Origin of the sequence: Paraburkholderia sp. BL6665CI2N2 (assembly GCF_004366535.1) — a bacterium.
Lineage (GTDB): Bacteria > Pseudomonadota > Gammaproteobacteria > Burkholderiales > Burkholderiaceae > Paraburkholderia.
In genome coordinates this window covers 6,360,658-6,376,834 of record NZ_SORC01000001.1, presented here as the reverse complement: position 1 = coordinate 6,376,834, position 16,177 = coordinate 6,360,658, and the positions used below count along the sequence as shown (strand labels likewise).

Below are 16,177 nucleotides of genomic sequence, written 5' to 3'. Positions count from 1 at the left end.
CGCGCCTTGTGCGCGCCATCTTCGCTTGTCCTGATCACACGTTCACTGCTCTTTCATCAAGGGTGTCAAGGTCGAGGCCGCGATCGGCAACGTATCGACCTGAGACGGTGTGTGAAGTGACATGGTGGGGCTGTTCGCCGCATCAACTCGCGTACTGCCGACGGCGTCCGGCACATTGAGTTGCCGCATCAGATGGCCGGCGAGACGCAACGACAGCGCGGCAATCGTGATGGTCGGGAAATTGGCGCCGACGGTCGGAAACACCGAGCTGCCGCCAATGTACAGATTGCTGATGCCGTGCACCTTGCAGTCGCGATCGACCACGCCCTCGCGAGGCGAATCGTGCATGCGCGTGGTGCCCATGTGGTGCCACGTGCCTTCGAGCTTCGCCGGCCACGTGCGGCCTTCGAGCGGTTCATCGAGCGTGACGTCCGCGACGTTCGCCATCTGCAACTCCTTCGCGAGCAACTGGAAGGTCTTGTCGAAAGTGCGCTGCACCTGGTCGCCGAGGCGCCACTCCACCCGCACGCGCGGCATGCCGAAGTGGTCGCGCTTGTCGGCCGACAAGGTCACGCGGCTATCAGGATTGGGCACCGCCTCGACGATAGCCTGCAGCGTGACGTCGGTGATCAACGCGGGCCATTGCAACAGCCGCGTCAAACCAAAGCCGACGGTATGCAGCGGGTGCGCGATCATGGTCTCGATGTCGCGTTTCACGCTGCGGCCCGGCTGGTCCTTGCCCATCAGCGCTTCCTTGAAACGGATCAATGCTTCGGAACCCGCGCTGCCCTCGCCGTACCATTTCGAGTAGAGCCACACGCGTGAATTGAGCAGCTTTTCGCGTTCCATCCACTCCTGCTTCGGCGCGAACTGGGACGATATCTTCGTGCCGTGCGCCGAGACAGCCACGTTCTGGTAGTGGTACTTGATGTCGTACAGCTTGTTGCGCGCGATGCCAGGACGGAAGCGCACCTTGCCCGACATCATGCGCGGGTGATCCATGAAATAGCGGCCGACCAGATCGTTGGCATTGCCGAGCCCGGCGGCCTGCACGTTGTTCGATGCCAGCAGCAGGCGCGCGTTTTCAATGCCGCCCGTGGCCAGCACGAAGATTTTCGCGGTCACCGTTATCGCGCGGCCGCTGATGGTGCCCACCTTCAGTCTGGAAATCGTCGTGCCTTGCGCATCGGCGTCGATACTGAGCACGTTCGCATGAAGGAACACGCGCACCCGCGTCGAATGCGACAGTTCGTCGCGATACACCTTGCCGAAGCGAACCGGCGGACTGAACTGCGCAACGGTATCGCGCATGTCGCCAGTGGCGAGCGGCAAGCGGCGCACGTCCTGACGCCCGATCTCGCGCTCCCAGTAAGCGGGGTCGAAATTCTGCGGGCCGAGCTTCAGCAGTTCATGCGTGCGTGCATAGTAAGGCGCCAGTTCATCGAGACCGAACGGCCAGCCGCTGTGCGGAATCCAGTCACGCTTTTCGAAGTCCCAGGGATCGAGCGGGCGGCACCAGCCGCCCCAGCAGTTGCTGCTACCGCCGAAATAGCGGCTGCGCGAGCCGTCCGCGAACGTATAGGGAAGCCCGATGTTCTCGCCGCGATAGAGGTCGCGAGTTGCGTCGTCAGGTCCAAAACCACCGCTTTCGAGCATGCAGGCGTCGATGCCCGCCCTCGACATTTCCAGCGCGAGCGTGATGCCCGCGACGCCTCCGCCGATGATGCAGATCGTCGTCTCGACGACGGTGTTCTGTTCAACAGTACGTGTATCGATGAACATCCGCTACTCCCATCTGCTTCACGCATTTCCTGGGCGCGGTGCGGTTCGCCAGGCGGAGCCGGCAACCAGACCACGCAGACGTCACGGCCGGAACTTGCAAGGGTGCCGCCGCGAATGCCGTTCATCACGCAGTGCGTCAATCCCATTGCAACGGCCGGCATTCCGGCAAAACGACCTCGGCGTCCTCAGCGTACAAACGCTGTGGCTTTATGTCTGTGGTTCAGGTCACGGAGTCGAACCGTTTCCTGATAAAACGGCAAGGATTGCCGCCGTACACGCCCTCCGCTTCCAGCGAACGATGCACGACCGACAAAGGCGTCACGACCGCCGAACGGCCGATCGTCACGCCCATTTGCACCACGCACTTCGAAGTGATCCACACGCCGTCCTCGATGATGATCGGCGCGACATGCAGATCCATGGTGGTGCTCATATCGTGCGATCCCGCGGTGAGAAACGTGCCCTGAGAAATGCACACGTTCGAGCCGATACGAATCAGCGTCTGGTTGTAGATCCAAACATCGACACCGAACCAGCAGTTGTCGCCCACTTCGAGATTCCACGGCGCCTTCACGCGCAGCGGATGCACGAATCGGCAACCTGTACCGATCTTCGCGCCGAACAGACGCAGCAACGCCACGCGCACACCGGAGAACGGCAGTAGTTTGTTGTTGATCACGCAGGCTTCCAGCGCGAACCAGACGAGCTCGACCAGCGCGCCGCGGCTCGCCTGATAGTTTCCTTTTCCGGCCTGCGACAGATCGATCACGCGGCCGCTCTCGCGCGCGCCCTCGGCCGGCAGCATGCGCCCGACGTGAGGATCGTCGGCTACGTTACCCATCAGCTTTCTCCGAACCACGAACAGTGGTAAACATAGGCAGGCATGCCAGGCAAATCTCTTACATTATGTTGCGGCGCCTGGCCCGGCTTCACGCGGTGGCTGTGCAGGCAAGCGTTTTGGCGGCTACGCGCGTAGTGGTTGGCGCACGATAGCTTTATCCCGACAGCATTTCCTTGGGGAATCAGATGATCACCTCGCTTCGACACACTGCTAGCTGGACGCTTCTCGCGATCGCATCGTTGGCGGTGCCGGCCTTCGCGCAGAACGCCGCGCCCAATAACGCGGCGCCCGCCCTCCCGCCCGCGGCGACAGCGGCCAACGGCTACGGTCTCAATGCACAGCTTCCGGCCAACCGGCGCGCCGCGCATCGCAGTAGCGAGCAGGCGTTGCTCGGCTCCCCGAACCCCTACAGCACCGACGGCGCGCAAGGCGATACGAACGACGCTCAACGCGCGGCGCTGCTCGACACGCAACGCATGACGGTGTTGGGCGGCGACCAGGCCGCGCAGCCAGCGGTCGGCAAAGGCAAAGCCAAGGGCAAGGGCAAAGCGCCGGCTGCGGCCGATGGCCAGGTGCGTGTGGCCGGCCAGCCGGGACGTCCGAACGCGGCCGCCGGTCTGACGCCCCAAGGCGCCACGAGAACCACCTACACCGACCCCTACGCCGGCAAGCAGGGCGTCTACCGCTCTCCCTGGTGATATCGTCTTCATGACACCGCCGCGGGCCGGATCAATCCGGCGCGGCTTCCTCCGCGGTAGCCGGTTTTCGCCGGCGCCTCGCCACAGCACCTGAAGGCCGCGCGCCGAAAGACGGCGTGCCGCCTTTCTCGCGTTTGCCTCCCAACTCACGCAACAGCATCGCGAGCCGTTCCTCGAAGGTGCGAATCGTCGACTCCGGCGAGAGCGTGCGCTCCGCATAAGCACGCGCCGCTTTGCCGAGTGCCGCACGTCGTTCCGTGTCGTTCGCCAGCGCCGTGATCGCCGCCGTCAGCGCTTTCAGGTTGTCCGGTGGCACGACCACGCCGCGCGGCGCCACGGCTTCGTAGAGCGCCGTGCCGCGACGCGCCATCGCCACGGTCGCGCGTCCGCTCGCGAACATGCCGGTGAGCTTGGACGGCATGACGAGGTCGGCCGCGTCGCCGCGTTGCGGCAGCACGTGAATATCGGCGAGGTTGAGCAGTTCGTTCAGACGGTCCAACGGTTGCAGCGGCAGGAACACGCAATTCGTCAGTCCCGAGCAGCGTTCGCGCAGCCCCTCTTTCGCCGCGCCGCTGCCGCAGAACACGAAGGTGAGATCCGTGCGCGCGGCGAGCGCGACCGCCGCATCGGCGAGCGTTTCGATGCCCTGCTTCGCGCCCATGTTGCCGGAGTACAGAACCACTTTCTGGTCGTCAGGAATCCCCAGCAGGCGCCGGAATTCGCTCGGCCGCGTAAGCGGAAAAATCGTCGCCACGTCGACCCAATTGGGCAGACAGACAACCTTTGATGCGTCGACGCCCTTGGTCGTCGCGCGCTCGCTCATCTGCCGCGTGATCGAAGACACGGCGTCGAAGCGCCGCAGCAAAGTGCTTTCCACCCGGCGTGCCATGCGGGCCGCGAATGAGCTTTTCAGCAAGCCCAGATCGAATGCCGCATCGACCTCATAGTCCTGAATATGCAACCAGGCGCGCGCGCGCGTGATGCGTGCGAGCATCAGCCCGCCCGGCGCGCACATCAAGGTCGGCGCGATCAGCATGACCGCGTGCGGGCGCCACAGCACGTGCCGCACAAGAAGCGGCAGCGAGGTCGCCGCGAAGCTCGCCAGATGCAGCATGCGCTTCAGGCCGCTCGGACGCGCGGGCACCCACAGCGGCGCGCGCCAGATCGCCACGCCGTCGCGCGTTTCGTGCTGATAGCGCCACGACGCGTAGCCCTCGCCGACACGCCACTCCGGGTAGTACGGCGGCGCGCACACCACGCGCACGTCATGTCCGCGGCTCGCCAGCAGCACGGCCATTTCCGCCGTGTACTTGCCCACTCCCGTCAGCTCAGGCGCATAGTTGATGCCGTAGATCAGTATCTTCATCGTGACTGCCGGAGCGAGTAAGGGCGTTGTGGCGCGGCCTGGTTGTGCGGAGCGGCTCAGTCGCTCAACATCAAAGCGCAGCCGCGGGCGATGTTGGCAGCCGCGGAAGGCGGATCGAAACGGCGAATCACATCCATGCAGCGGCGCGCGGTGCCGCCCGCGTCGGCGAACGCCTCCATGGCCTTGAGCATGGTGCGCTGCAGGCCGGCGACGTCGCCCGCTGTAAATGCATAGCCGCTCACTCCGTCGATCACCAGTTCCGGCACGCAGCCGCAACTTTCGCTGACCACGGCGGGGCAGCCATGCGCGAGCGCCTCGTTGACCACGAGTCCCCACGGTTCGCTGTAACTCGGCAGCACCATGCAGGTGGCGCCGTAATATTCCCGCATCAGCGGCTCGTCCTGCAGACTGCCGACGAAGGTCACCGCGTCGCCGAGTTCGAGCTCGGCCACCTTCGCATGCAACGCGTCGCTCATCGGGCCGGTGCCGACAATGCGCAGCTTCGCCGCCGGAATCCGCCGCCGCAATCCGGCGAACGCGTCGATCAGCGTGCCGATGCCTTTCTCTTCGGACAAACGCCCCACGAACAGAAACACCGGCGGATTACCCGCGCGAGCGGCGACCCGCTCGACCAGCGCACGTTCCGGCGAAAACGAACCGGGCATTGCCGCCGCCTGACACGGCACGAAAATCTTGTCGCGCTTCGCGCCGAGCGACAGCAGATACTCGCGGCTGCGCTCGCCGAAACCGAAATAGCCGTCGCACAGCGCGAAAAACACGCGCTTCGGAATCGACGTCAGCAACTTTTTGGGCCGGTCGCGCGCGGTCGAATCGCAGAACACCGCGCGCCGTTTGCCGGTCACGATGCACGCCGCGAGCATCGCCCAGTATTCCGGGCGGTGATAGCCCGGCAGCACGATCAGATCCGACTTGGTGCGCAGCACTTCCCATGTGAGCCGGGCGATCAGCTTCAGGGTCGGCACGTCTTCGTAGCAGCCGTCGAACAGCTTTTGCATCGGATAGCGGTGAAACGAATAATCGACGTCGGAAAAGCCGACGCGGTCGTGCTCGGTATCGGCGATCTGCACCATCGAATAGCGAATCGCTCCGGAAGCCGAAATGTTGTGCAAGGCGGAAAACACGACACCCTTGTGGCGCGACCACACGACGTTGTGGAAGATCGTGACTGACGCTGTCATTTTTATGCCACTCCTAGAAATATCGTCCTGCGTGCATTGCGCATTCTGCGCAGGCACAGCGTCCCCTTTGGTCCGTCAATCCAAAGCCGCGCTGTGGCGGCCGTCCACGCGCCTACGCTTCGATGGCGGCGGCGGGCGTCGAACCAGCGTGTGATTCGACGAAGTCACGATAGGTGGAGGCAATGCCGTCGGCGAGGCCGATCGTGGCCTGCCAGCCCATTTGCGTCAGGCGTGAAACGTCGAGCAGCTTGCGCGGCGTGCCGTCGGGTTTCGAAGCGTCGAACACGAGTTCGCCTTCGAAGCCGACCACCTTGCAGATGCATTCGGCCAGCTCGCGAATCGACAGATCCTCGCCCACGCCGACGTTGAAGAGGCCTTCCGTCACGTTGTGCTCGAGCACGAACAGCGTGGCCGCGGCAAGGTCGTCGACATGCAGGAACTCGCGCAGCGGCGTGCCCGATCCCCACACCGTCAAGGCGGCGTCGCCGTTCAGCTTCGCTTCGTGCGCCTTGCGCAGCAGCGCCGGCAACACGTGGCTGCTCTTCAGATCGTAGTTGTCGTTCGGGCCGTACAGATTGGTCGGCATCAACGCGACGTACTGCGTGTTGTACTCGCGGTTGTACGCTTCGCACAGCTTCACGCCGGCGATCTTCGCGATCGCATAGGCGTCGTTGGTCGGCTCCAGCGGCGAGGTCAGCAGATACTCCTCGCGGATCGGCTGCGGACATTGCTTCGGATAGATGCACGACGAACCGAAGAACACCAGCCGCTCGACCTTGGCGCGATACGCGGCGTGGATCACGTTGGTTTCAATCACCAGGTTTTCGTAGATGAACTCACCCGGCTGCGTCGCGTTCGCGAGAATGCCGCCCACGCGCGCGGCCGCGAGCAGCACCACGTCGATCTTTTCGCTTTCGAAGAAGCGGTTCACGGCCGCCTGATCCGTGAGATCGAGTTCCTTGCGCGAGCGGGTAATCACGTTCTGATATCCCTCGGCGGCAAGACGCCTGACCAGCGCGGAGCCGACCATGCCACGGTGGCCCGCGACGAAGATGCGTGCTTGTTTGTTCATCGCCGTTACTCGTGATGTTCCAGCGCCGTGAATCCGGCCAGCGTGACAAGCGCGTCACGTCGAGCGATCTGATAGTCAGAGCGCACCATTTCCTTGACGAGCGAGGCGAACGAGGTGGTCGGCTGCCAGCCGAGCTTCGCATGCGCCTTCGACGGATCGCCGAGCAGCGTCTCGACCTCGGCGGGCCGGAAGTAGCGCGGATCGACCCGCACGATCACGTCGCCCGGCGACATCCTGATCTCGCGCCCTTCCACCTTTTCGACGATACCGATTTCGTCCACGCCGGTGCCTTCGAAACGCACGGTGACGCCCAGTTCAGCGGCGGCGTGCTGCACGAACTGACGCACGCTGTACTGCACGCCGGTGGCGATCACGTAATCCTCCGGCTGCTCCTGTTGCAGCATGCGCCATTGCATCTCCACGTAGTCGCGCGCGTGACCCCAGTCGCGCAGCGCCGACAGATTGCCGAGATACAGGGTCTTCTGCATGCCCACCGCGATACGCGCGACGGCGCGCGTGATCTTGCGCGTCACGAACGTCTCGCCGCGCACCGGCGATTCGTGATTGAACAGAATCCCGTTGCACGCATAGAGACCGTAAGCCTCACGATAATTGACGGTGGTCCAGTACGCAAACAGCTTGGCGACGGCATATGGGCTGCGCGGATAGAACGGCGTAGTCTCCGACTGCGGCACCTGCTGCACGAGACCGTATAGCTCCGAGGTCGAGGCCTGGTAGAAGCGCGTTTTTTCCTGCAAGCCGAGAATGCGGATCGCTTCGAGAATCCGCAAGGCGCCGAGGCCGTCCGCGTTGGCGGTGTATTCCGGCTCCTCGAACGACACCGCGACGTGGCTCTGCGCGGCGAGGTTATAAATCTCGTCCGGCTCGACGCGCTGGATGACGCGCAGAATGCTGGTCGAGTCGGTCAGATCCGCGTGGTGCAGAAAGAGGCGCTGGTCCGGATCGTGGGGATCGCGGTAAAGATGATCGATCCGGTCTGTGTTGAACAGGGATGACCTGCGTTTGATGCCGTGTACGTCGTAATCCTTGGCGAGCAGCAGTTCCGCCAGATACGACCCGTCCTGTCCAGTGATGCCGGTGATCAGCGCGACCTTACGTTTCATGGAGCCTTCTCCTCGTTAACCTGTGCAATCCGAGTGCCGGAAGCCTGGCTGCGCGGCTGTGTTGCGCCGCCGGCCGTCGGCCGCTGCCTCAACCGGCAATGCTGTCGTAGCCGTAGTAGCCGCCCTGATAGCCCGAGCCGAGGAACGCACCTTCCTGCGGCACATCGGTCAACAGAACGCCTCTGAGCCCCACGCCGCCATTGCGCAGCCGCTTGGCCGTCTCCATGACTTCGTTGAGCGGATGGCGGCCGTGGCGCACCACCAGCAGCGTCGTGCCCGCATACTTGCCGATCACCGTCGAGTCGGTCACCGCGAGAACCGGCGGCGTGTCGACGATCACGAGGTCGTAGTGCGACTTCAGTTCTTCGAGCATCGTCTCGAAGCGTTTGCTCATCAGCAGTTCGGCCGGATGCGAGGGCAGCGTGCCCTTGGCAAGCACGTCGAGACCCGGCAGCACATCGCGCTGAATCATCGAACTCAGGTCGCCGCCGCTCAGCACGTCGGACAGACCCGGCTGATGCGCGACACCGAAATGCGAATGCACGTCGCCGCGCCGCATATCGCCGTCGATAATCAGCACGCGCTTGTTCGCCGACGCCACCAGCGCCGCCAGATTCACCGACAGGAACGACTTGCCGGAATCGGGCCGCGAACCGGTGATCATCACCACGTTGTTCTCGGCGTGATCGAGCGAGAGCTGCAGCGAGGTGCGCAGATTGCGCACGCCTTCCACGGCGATGTCTTCGGGCGCCTGCTGCGCCAGCACATGCAGCCCGCGACGGCGCAGCATGACGTTTTCCTGCAGCTTCAACTGCGTCTGGCTGCGCGGCACCACGGCGAACACCGGCACGCCGAGCATGCCTTCGAGTTCGTCCGGACGTTCCACGCCGCCGTACATCGCGCGCTTGAAGAAGGTCAGCAGAATGCCGAGCACGAGGCCGCCGCCGAGCGCGATCAGGATCGCGATCACGCGCTTCGGCCGCACGGGTTCATCAGGCGCTTCGGCGAAATCGACCACGCGCACGTTGCCCACCTGTCCCGCCTTCGCCACGCGCAGTTGCTGCGCGCTGTTCAGCAGATTGGTGTACAGCTCCGTATCGACGTGCACGTCGCGCAGCAGACGCAAGGCGGTCTGCTCCGTATCCGGCATCACCGCCACGCTGCGGTTCATGTTGGCCGCGGCGCCTTGCAATGCGGCGATCTGCGCGTCGAGCGAGGCCACCGCCGGGTGATTCGCCGTGAAGCGTTGCGACATCTCCGCGCGTTGCTGCTGCAGATCCATCAGCTTGGTTTTGTTATCGACGATCTGTTGCAGCAGCAGGCGGCTTTCTTCGCCCAGGTCGACCGTGCCATGCGTGTTGCGGAACTTGTTGTAGCGTTGCTCGGCGTCGTCGAGCTCCTTGCGCAAGCCCGGCAGTTGCTGATCGAGGAAGGCCAGCATATGCTCGGCTTCGGTCGAACGGCTCTCCACATCCTGACGCACGAACTCGCGCGCCATGCTGTTGACGATCGCCGCCGTCAAGCCGGCGTCGCCGCCTTCCAGACTCGCGCGGATCACGCCGGATTGCAGCGTGGTCTCCTGCACCAGCAAAGCCTTTTGTAAACGGTCCACGGTGCTTAAGGTCGAGGCGCGCTGCAATTCGAAACGCGAGCCGGCAGGGCCGACCAGCTTATCGACGCGCAGCGTGATCGGGCCGTCGGCCGTATCCGTTTCCACGGTTTCGCCGACTTTCCCCGACAGGATCGCAATACCGTTCTTGTCCCGCAGCACGTACGACCCGTCACTGCCGGAAATCAGCGTGAAGGTCGTGTCGTACATTTCCTTCGAGGTGTCGAACTGCGACACCGAAATGCTCTCGTCACCCCATGCATAGCCGGACAGGTTGATGAACTGCGGCAACTTGAAGCCCCATTGCCCGTTCACCAACCCCGCAATCATTCCGCCGATAACCGGAAAATAGCGCGGCGCAGCCGTGATATCGAGGTGCAGTTTCTTGACGGTCTCTTCCGTGACGAGCCGCGACTTCAGCAACTCGATCTCCGCCGCCGTCGAAGGCTTGGTATCGAACATGCCGGTGAGCGGCGGCAAGGAATCCTTGCCGTTCGCATTGGCATTCGCCGTCTTGTCCTCTACGTGAAACAGAACATCCGCGCGGTACGTCGGCGGCGCGAGGAAAGCGTACGCGCATCCCAGCGCGAGCGCGATCAGCGTCACCACGACGATCGTTCGCCAACCTCGCACGATCGTGCGCAGATAGTCCGACAGGTGAAGCTCGTCCGGACCGGACACGTCGGTGTAACGGTTTTCAAAGTTGATTGCCATTTTCTTCACCCAACAAGGTCCGGAGGTTCAAGTTCACACTGTGCGGTTACTATTTCGCGAGAACGGCGCCCGTTACAGCCGCGTTGATCGCCGGCAGCAGCAGGTTCAACACACGGTTGAAGCGGACCAGCCCGCCTTGACCGACATACACCACGTCTTTCGGCTGCAGTTCGAACTGATTCGCGAGCACCATCGACACCGGCGAGGTCGCGTCGAGGTGGTACACCTCAGGCGTTTCACTCGTCGAGTTGCGGATCACGAACAGTTGCCGCGCCGCGGCCGTGTTCGAGTCGAAGCTGCCGCTGTCGGAGATTGCCTGCGAAAGCGTCAACGAACCGTTGCGCATCGGCAGGATGGTCGCCGGCTTGTTGACTTCGCCCATCACGTAGACACCGCTGTCTTCACGCGACGCCACCCGCAGCACGTCGCCCGGTTGCAGGTAGATGTCCGACGGATTGCGGCCGCGCTTGATCAGGTCGTCCACGTTCAACTGATACGGCACGCCGTTGCGGAGCAACACCACGCGGCTGCGATCCGCATTGGCGCTGAGGCCGCCAGCCTGGCCGATCGCGTTCGTCAGCGACATCGGAATGTCGGTGACCGACAATGCGCCAGGCGTGCGCACTTCGCCGTCGATATAAACCTGCTGCGCGCGGAACGAGGCCACCCGCACCGTCACTTCCGGCTTCTGGTACACCTTGCTCAGACGCTTGTAGAGCTCCTTCTGGATCGTCGTGGCGTCCTTGCCGGCCACATGTACCGTACCGGCATACGGGAACTGCACGTCGCCGTTTTCGTCGATCAGGAAGCCGGCTGCGGCGTCCGACGTTTTCGCGTTCTGCTGCGGCTGGCCGAGCGCGGCCGCGAGTTCCGGGTGATCCCACACGACGATCTGCAGCACGTCGCCGGGGCCGACCTTGTAAGCGGTCGGCTTGCCGAACAGCGCGGTCGTTGCCGGCGGCAGCGTCGACGCCGTTTGCGCCTGGTTCATCTTGCGCAGCAGCGAGAGATTGATATCGGTAATCGGAATCTGCTGTTGCTGCGACGGCTCAGTACTGTAATCACCACCGGTGTCCTGAATGGCGGCCGGTGTGATCATCCGCTGGCCGGGCGCGATTCCGCATCCAGAAAGCAGTGTTGCCGTAGCGAAAACCAGGAGACTTCCCGTGCGTAGACCAAGCGAGCTCATGATGTTCCTCCTTGTGCCACGGCGTTTTTCCTCAAGGGACGAAGCGCGCAGCGTTTTGTTAACAACTAATAAGCGTTTCGATGCACCAGTCCGGCGACTATCGTCGCGCCGATAATCCGCATGTCGAGCGCGAACGACCAATGGCCCAGGTAATACAGGTCATGTTCGACGCGACGTTCCATCTTCTCGATGCGGTCGGTTTCGCCACGAAAACCGTTGATCTGTGCCCACCCCGTGATCCCCGGTTTTATGCGGTAGCGATTGATATAGCCCGCGACCACTTTCTGATAGAGGTCGTCGTGCTCGAGTGCATGGGGACGCGGTCCTACGACCGACATGTCGCCACGCAACACGTTAAAGAATTGAGGCAATTCGTCGAGGCTCGTGCGGCGCAGGAAGGCGCCCACTTTCGTGACTCGCGGATCGTTACGCGTAGCTTGCCTGACGGTGCCTTTTTGCTCCGTGTGCAACCGCATAGAACGGAACTTATAGATCGTGAACACGTGACCGTCGGCGCCTTTGCGTTTCTGTTTGAAGAGAACCGGACCGCGCGAGGACAGCTTCACCGCGATCGCGATGACGAGCATGATCGGTGCGAGCGCGATCAAGGCGGTCAAGGCGAACAGGCGGTCGAAGATTTCCTTCTTCAGCATCGAGTTCGCGGACAGCGGCGAAGCCACCAGATTGATCGCCGGCACGCCGAGCAGATCGATCACGCCGCTGCCCTCGAATAGCGCGAGGCTGCGCACGTCCGGCATGAAACGGATGTTCACCAGGTCGTCGCGGAATTCGCTGACCAGCGAACAGATCAGCGGCTCTTCGGAAAGCGACAGCATCAGCCACAGTTCGTGGACGTCGTTGGTCCGCATGTAGCCGGCCAGCGCGTCGACCGTGTCGAACACCGGCACTCCGGGGCTCGCGACCGGCGACACATCCGGACGCGCGTTGTACACGGCCGTGGCGCGAAAACCGGTAGTCGGCGCGGCGTTGATCCGGCGAATGATCGCGTCGCACTGCGAGCCGCTGCCCACAATCGCGACCTGATGCAGATTCAGTCCCGCGCTGCGTGCCCTCGCCAATACGGCGTGCGTCATCAGGCGGTACGCGATCAGCAGGCCGCCCGTCACCGCCGTCCAGTATGAGAACCACAGCCGTGACACGAAGTCGATACGATGCAGCGAATACATCAGCACGAGCGCGCTGACCTGCACCATCAGCCACGCGAGCGACACCTGGCCGGCCAGCACCAGCTTGGAGCGGCCGCGCCATGATTCGTAGACGCCGAACGCCGGAAAGATAGCCAACGCGAAAGCGGCGGAAAACATCACGAGGGCCCAATAGAATCCGGATTGAGCGAGGTAGTCAAAGCGGATCTGCGACGCCACCGCCGCACCCACCAATACCAATGCAACATCGAAAACTCGCGCGAGCAAATCCTGAAACTTGCGCATTCTGGTCACCTCGTTCTTGCCGTTCTTGTCCGCAGTTGAGTCCGGCGTGCTGTTTAGGAGCAGCGGCCGTAGTTGTCGTTGAACCTCACAATGTCGTCTTCGCCGAGATAAGCGCCTGACTGGATTTCAATGATTTCGAGCGGCACCTTGCCCGGGTTTTCGAGCCGGTGCTTGATGCCGAGCGGGATATAGGTCGATTCGTTTTCGCTCAACAGAAACTGCTCTTCGCCGCGTGTGACGAGCGCCGTGCCGCGCACGACGACCCAGTGTTCCGCGCGGTGGTGATGCAATTGCAACGACAGTTGCGCGCCCGGCGTCACCACGATGCGCTTGACCTGGAAACGCTCGCCATGGTCGATCGAATCGTAGAAACCCCAAGGACGGCGCACCTTGCGGTGCGCGTCGGCCTCCGGCGCGTGCTGCGCCTTGATACGCGACACCAGCCCCTTCACGTCTTGCACGTGCGAGCGGTCGACCACCAGCACCGCGTCTGCGGTTTCGACCACCACGACGTTGGTGGTGCCGACACAGGCAACCAGCCGGCCTTCCGAATGCGCATAGCTCGAGACCGCCCCTTCGAAGGTCACCCGGCCGCGTCCTGCGTTGCCGTTGGCGTCCTTCTCCATCGCGGCCCACACGGCGTCCCAGGAACCCAGGTCCGACCAGCCGGCATTCAGTCCGATCACGACGCCTGCCGGCGTCGCCGGCGCGCTGTCCGGTGTTTCGGGGCCGGCTGTCTCGGTGAGGCGCTCCATCACCGCGTAGTCGATCGAGTTGGCGGGCGCACTGAGAAATGCATCGACCAGCGGCCGGAAATACGCACCGTCCATGCGGCCGCCCGTGAATGCGCGTTCGCAGGCGGAGTGCATGTCCGGTTGCAGACGCTTCAACGTGTCGAGCCACACGCTGGCGCGGACGATGAAGATGCCGCTGTTCCACCAGTACATGCCCGCCGCCACGTACTTCGCCGCGAGTTCTTCCGCGGGCTTTTCGACGAAACCGTCGATCGCATGGCCGCCGCCCGCCAGTTCGGCGCCGACGCGGATATAACCAAAGCCGGTGTCGGGGCGCGTGGGCGGCACGCCCAGTGTCGCGATTGAACCCTGCTCGGCATAGCGCGCTGCGAGTTCCAGCGCGGCCTGCAAGGCGGGCACGTCGGCGATCGAATGATCCGCCGGCATGACGACGAGAATCGCGTCGCGGCCGCCCGAGCACGCCAGCGACGCCGCCAGCGTCAATGCGGGCGCCGTATCGCGACGAGCGGGCTCGACAATAAGACGAGCATCGACGCCATTTTCATGAAGTTGTTCTGCGATCACGAAGCGATGTTCTTCGCCGCATACGATGATCGGCGAGGCATCCACGCTCCAGCCGGCCGGAAAGCCGTCCATGCGCCGCGCGGTAGCTTGCAGCAGCGAGTCGGAACCGACGACGTCGATCAGTTGCTTCGGATAGTTTTCCCGCGATACCGGCCACAGGCGCGTGCCGGAACCGCCCGCCAGAATGACTGGAACGATACGCTTGGAACCCGCGCCCGCCGTCGCGGCACCCGCAGTGTGCGTGTCGGCCGACGCGGCGCCTACAGCTCCCTGAGTCAACATATTCGCATTCCTTATAATTCCCAAAGTCGATGGAAGTACGGACCGGATGCCGTGTTGCCACGGCCCGCCGGCTGGCCCCGTCGCTATTCGCCGACTAGTCGGCGACTTTGAATCCGAAATTCGGTCGGCGAAATTCTCATCCGCTTACGAAACACTTTCGCGAGTCGATCGCCATTGCCCATGCCTGTGCGGCGGGCTATCTTGTCGACCGGCAATTCCGATTCGGTCAACAGGCTGCAGGTCACCGCAAGGCGCTCGTGCAACAGAAAACTCGAGGGCGTAATGCCCATTTCCATCTTGAAGCGGCGCAGAAAGTTGCGCTCGCTCATCGCGGCGAACTGCGCCGCGTCGGCAATCGAAATCGCCTGCTGGCAATTCTCTTGCAGCCAGCGAGCTGCCGCGCGCACCTTGTCGCCAGGACTCAGGCCGCCGTCTTCGCCGAGCAGCGGCGCGAGATTCGAGCATGAGTCCGCCAGCAGCCGCTCGGCGACGGTACGTGCGGTGGCGCCGCCGAGATCGCGCTTGATCATGGCGAGCGCGCTTCGCATCGATTCGAGACGATCGCCCGCATCGGCCGTCTGCTCGGGCTGGCGCGCCGGCGTCGGCGCCGACTGCACATGCGCATCGCCAAGCTCGTGGTTGTCGGGCACGAACGCCGCCTCGAGCAACGCGCGACCTTCCGCGATCGGCCGGATCATGCCGGTATTGCGGCGCACACGGCGCAGCCACGCAATCAGGCGTTCGTCGTTGGCGGCAGCCAATGCGCCTTTGCCACCCGCGACATACAACGCGTCGAAACCGCCGTAATGCCGCGCATCGAGCCCGTCGGTCCAGACCCGCAGCGCGGACGACGAAGTCACCATGCCGCCGTCGGCCGACAGGAACGAAACGTCGTATAACCAACCGCCCGAGCCGGACGAAGCCATTTCGTTGGCTGCCTGGAACACCTCGGCGACAACCCCTGCTCCCTGCAGCGAGCAGTCGTTGAACATCAGTATCGCGATGCGACGCATACCCTTGCTCGGAGCGTGCACCCAGCGCAGCATTGCGGACTCGAGACTCGCGCAGGTCATAGTCATCCTCTCACCAGAAAACGGATCTACTTTTCACCTTGGAAGGCCGCAAAGAGGCCATCCTCTGTGCAGCGCATCATAGTCACCGCCCTTCAAGCACTTAGCCGCCATGACCGAAAGCGCAGACATGTTGGCGTATGGACAGGGTGACCAACCAGGGATTTTCGGAACAACCCCGCAACCGCCGTCTTTTCAACGAATTAATTGCCGATTCCGCATAGGAATGAATTTGCATTCTGCGAATGTTAATGCAAATAAAAACGCCATTTCGTACGCCACCGCACACACCACGACTACTCGAAAACGGCGCAGTTACAATTTGATCTATCCATCGCGAAGTGGATTTGAAGTGACTTTTTCCCATCAGGGCGTCAGAATGAGTGCAACCGGCTTTACAATCCCGACGTCTGCCGCAGCCCGTGCCCACTATGGTTTCTTCTGACGATATATGCGCGGGG

Annotated in this window: 12 protein-coding genes; 1 reads left to right on the top strand and 11 read right to left on the bottom strand. The window is 63.1% G+C overall.

What is annotated here, in order from left to right; genetic code table 11:
- Positions 1-42: 42 nt before the first annotated feature.
- The gene (locus tag B0G81_RS28655) at positions 43-1,782 is read right to left on the bottom strand and encodes a GMC family oxidoreductase (protein ID WP_134139913.1); all 1,740 of its coding nucleotides are present in this window, start codon (positions 1,780-1,782) and stop codon (positions 43-45) included.
- Between the two features lie 220 nt (positions 1,783-2,002).
- Positions 2,003-2,623: a DapH/DapD/GlmU-related protein gene (locus tag B0G81_RS28650; protein WP_134139911.1), complete on the bottom strand. Its 621-nt coding sequence runs from the start codon at positions 2,621-2,623 to the stop codon at positions 2,003-2,005.
- A 185-nt stretch (positions 2,624-2,808) separates the two neighbouring features.
- On the opposite strand from B0G81_RS28650, the gene B0G81_RS28645 reads away from it, so the two are divergent.
- Positions 2,809-3,321, top strand: coding sequence for a hypothetical protein (locus B0G81_RS28645; RefSeq protein WP_134139908.1), 513 nt, complete (start codon positions 2,809-2,811; stop codon positions 3,319-3,321).
- A 31-nt stretch (positions 3,322-3,352) separates the two neighbouring features.
- On the opposite strand, the gene B0G81_RS28640 is transcribed toward B0G81_RS28645, so the two are convergent.
- From B0G81_RS28640 to B0G81_RS28600, 9 genes are all read right to left on the bottom strand, one after another.
- On the bottom strand, positions 3,353-4,687 hold the full coding sequence (locus tag B0G81_RS28640; RefSeq protein WP_134139906.1) for a glycosyltransferase WbuB: 1,335 nt from the start codon (positions 4,685-4,687) through the stop codon (positions 3,353-3,355).
- Positions 4,688-4,743: 56 nt separating this feature from the next.
- Positions 4,744-5,886, bottom strand: a complete 1,143-nt coding sequence (locus B0G81_RS28635; RefSeq protein WP_134139902.1) for a glycosyltransferase family 4 protein — start codon at positions 5,884-5,886, stop codon at positions 4,744-4,746.
- 112 nt (positions 5,887-5,998) lie between these two features.
- Complete coding sequence (locus B0G81_RS28630; protein ID WP_106284424.1) at positions 5,999-6,958, bottom strand: GDP-L-fucose synthase; 960 nt, start codon at positions 6,956-6,958, stop codon at positions 5,999-6,001.
- 5 nt (positions 6,959-6,963) lie between these two features.
- Positions 6,964-8,082 (bottom strand): GDP-mannose 4,6-dehydratase, encoded by a 1,119-nt coding sequence (gmd, locus tag B0G81_RS28625; protein ID WP_106284425.1) that lies wholly within the window; start codon positions 8,080-8,082, stop codon positions 6,964-6,966.
- A gap of 88 nt (positions 8,083-8,170) precedes the next feature.
- Positions 8,171-10,405 carry a polysaccharide biosynthesis tyrosine autokinase gene (locus tag B0G81_RS28620; RefSeq protein WP_116119064.1) on the bottom strand — a complete coding sequence of 745 codons (2,235 nt, stop codon included), beginning with the start codon at positions 10,403-10,405 and terminating at the stop codon, positions 8,171-8,173.
- Positions 10,406-10,454: 49 nt separating this feature from the next.
- Positions 10,455-11,594, bottom strand: coding sequence for a polysaccharide biosynthesis/export family protein (locus B0G81_RS28615; RefSeq protein WP_134139900.1), 1,140 nt, complete (start codon positions 11,592-11,594; stop codon positions 10,455-10,457).
- A 65-nt stretch (positions 11,595-11,659) separates the two neighbouring features.
- The gene (locus B0G81_RS28610) at positions 11,660-13,045 is read right to left on the bottom strand and encodes an undecaprenyl-phosphate glucose phosphotransferase (protein ID WP_134139898.1); all 1,386 of its coding nucleotides are present in this window, start codon (positions 13,043-13,045) and stop codon (positions 11,660-11,662) included.
- 53 nt (positions 13,046-13,098) lie between these two features.
- Positions 13,099-14,646, bottom strand: a complete 1,548-nt coding sequence (locus B0G81_RS28605; RefSeq protein ID WP_134139894.1) for a mannose-1-phosphate guanylyltransferase/mannose-6-phosphate isomerase — start codon at positions 14,644-14,646, stop codon at positions 13,099-13,101.
- An 83-nt stretch (positions 14,647-14,729) separates the two neighbouring features.
- Positions 14,730-15,719, bottom strand: coding sequence for a helix-turn-helix domain-containing protein (locus B0G81_RS28600; protein WP_134143227.1), 990 nt, complete (start codon positions 15,717-15,719; stop codon positions 14,730-14,732).
- Positions 15,720-16,177 lie beyond the last annotated feature (458 nt).

What these genes read in the sequence shown, in the direction of transcription:
- B0G81_RS28655 (WP_134139913.1), bottom strand. Translation starts at nt 1,782, where the DNA reads ATGTTCATCGATACACGTACTGTTGAACAGAACACCGTCGTCGAGACG.
- B0G81_RS28650 (WP_134139911.1), bottom strand. Translation starts at nt 2,623, where the DNA reads ATGGGTAACGTAGCCGACGATCCTCACGTCGGGCGCATGCTGCCGGCC.
- B0G81_RS28645 (WP_134139908.1), top strand. Translation starts at nt 2,809, where the DNA reads ATGATCACCTCGCTTCGACACACTGCTAGCTGGACGCTTCTCGCGATC.
- B0G81_RS28640 (WP_134139906.1), bottom strand. Translation starts at nt 4,687, where the DNA reads ATGAAGATACTGATCTACGGCATCAACTATGCGCCTGAGCTGACGGGA.
- B0G81_RS28635 (WP_134139902.1), bottom strand. Translation starts at nt 5,886, where the DNA reads ATGACAGCGTCAGTCACGATCTTCCACAACGTCGTGTGGTCGCGCCAC.
- B0G81_RS28630 (WP_106284424.1), bottom strand. Translation starts at nt 6,958, where the DNA reads ATGAACAAACAAGCACGCATCTTCGTCGCGGGCCACCGTGGCATGGTC.
- gmd (WP_106284425.1), bottom strand. Translation starts at nt 8,082, where the DNA reads ATGAAACGTAAGGTCGCGCTGATCACCGGCATCACTGGACAGGACGGG.
- B0G81_RS28620 (WP_116119064.1), bottom strand. Translation starts at nt 10,405, where the DNA reads ATGGCAATCAACTTTGAAAACCGTTACACCGACGTGTCCGGTCCGGAC.
- B0G81_RS28615 (WP_134139900.1), bottom strand. Translation starts at nt 11,594, where the DNA reads ATGAGCTCGCTTGGTCTACGCACGGGAAGTCTCCTGGTTTTCGCTACG.
- B0G81_RS28610 (WP_134139898.1), bottom strand. Translation starts at nt 13,045, where the DNA reads ATGCGCAAGTTTCAGGATTTGCTCGCGCGAGTTTTCGATGTTGCATTG.
- B0G81_RS28605 (WP_134139894.1), bottom strand. Translation starts at nt 14,646, where the DNA reads ATGTTGACTCAGGGAGCTGTAGGCGCCGCGTCGGCCGACACGCACACT.
- B0G81_RS28600 (WP_134143227.1), bottom strand. Translation starts at nt 15,719, where the DNA reads ATGACCTGCGCGAGTCTCGAGTCCGCAATGCTGCGCTGGGTGCACGCT.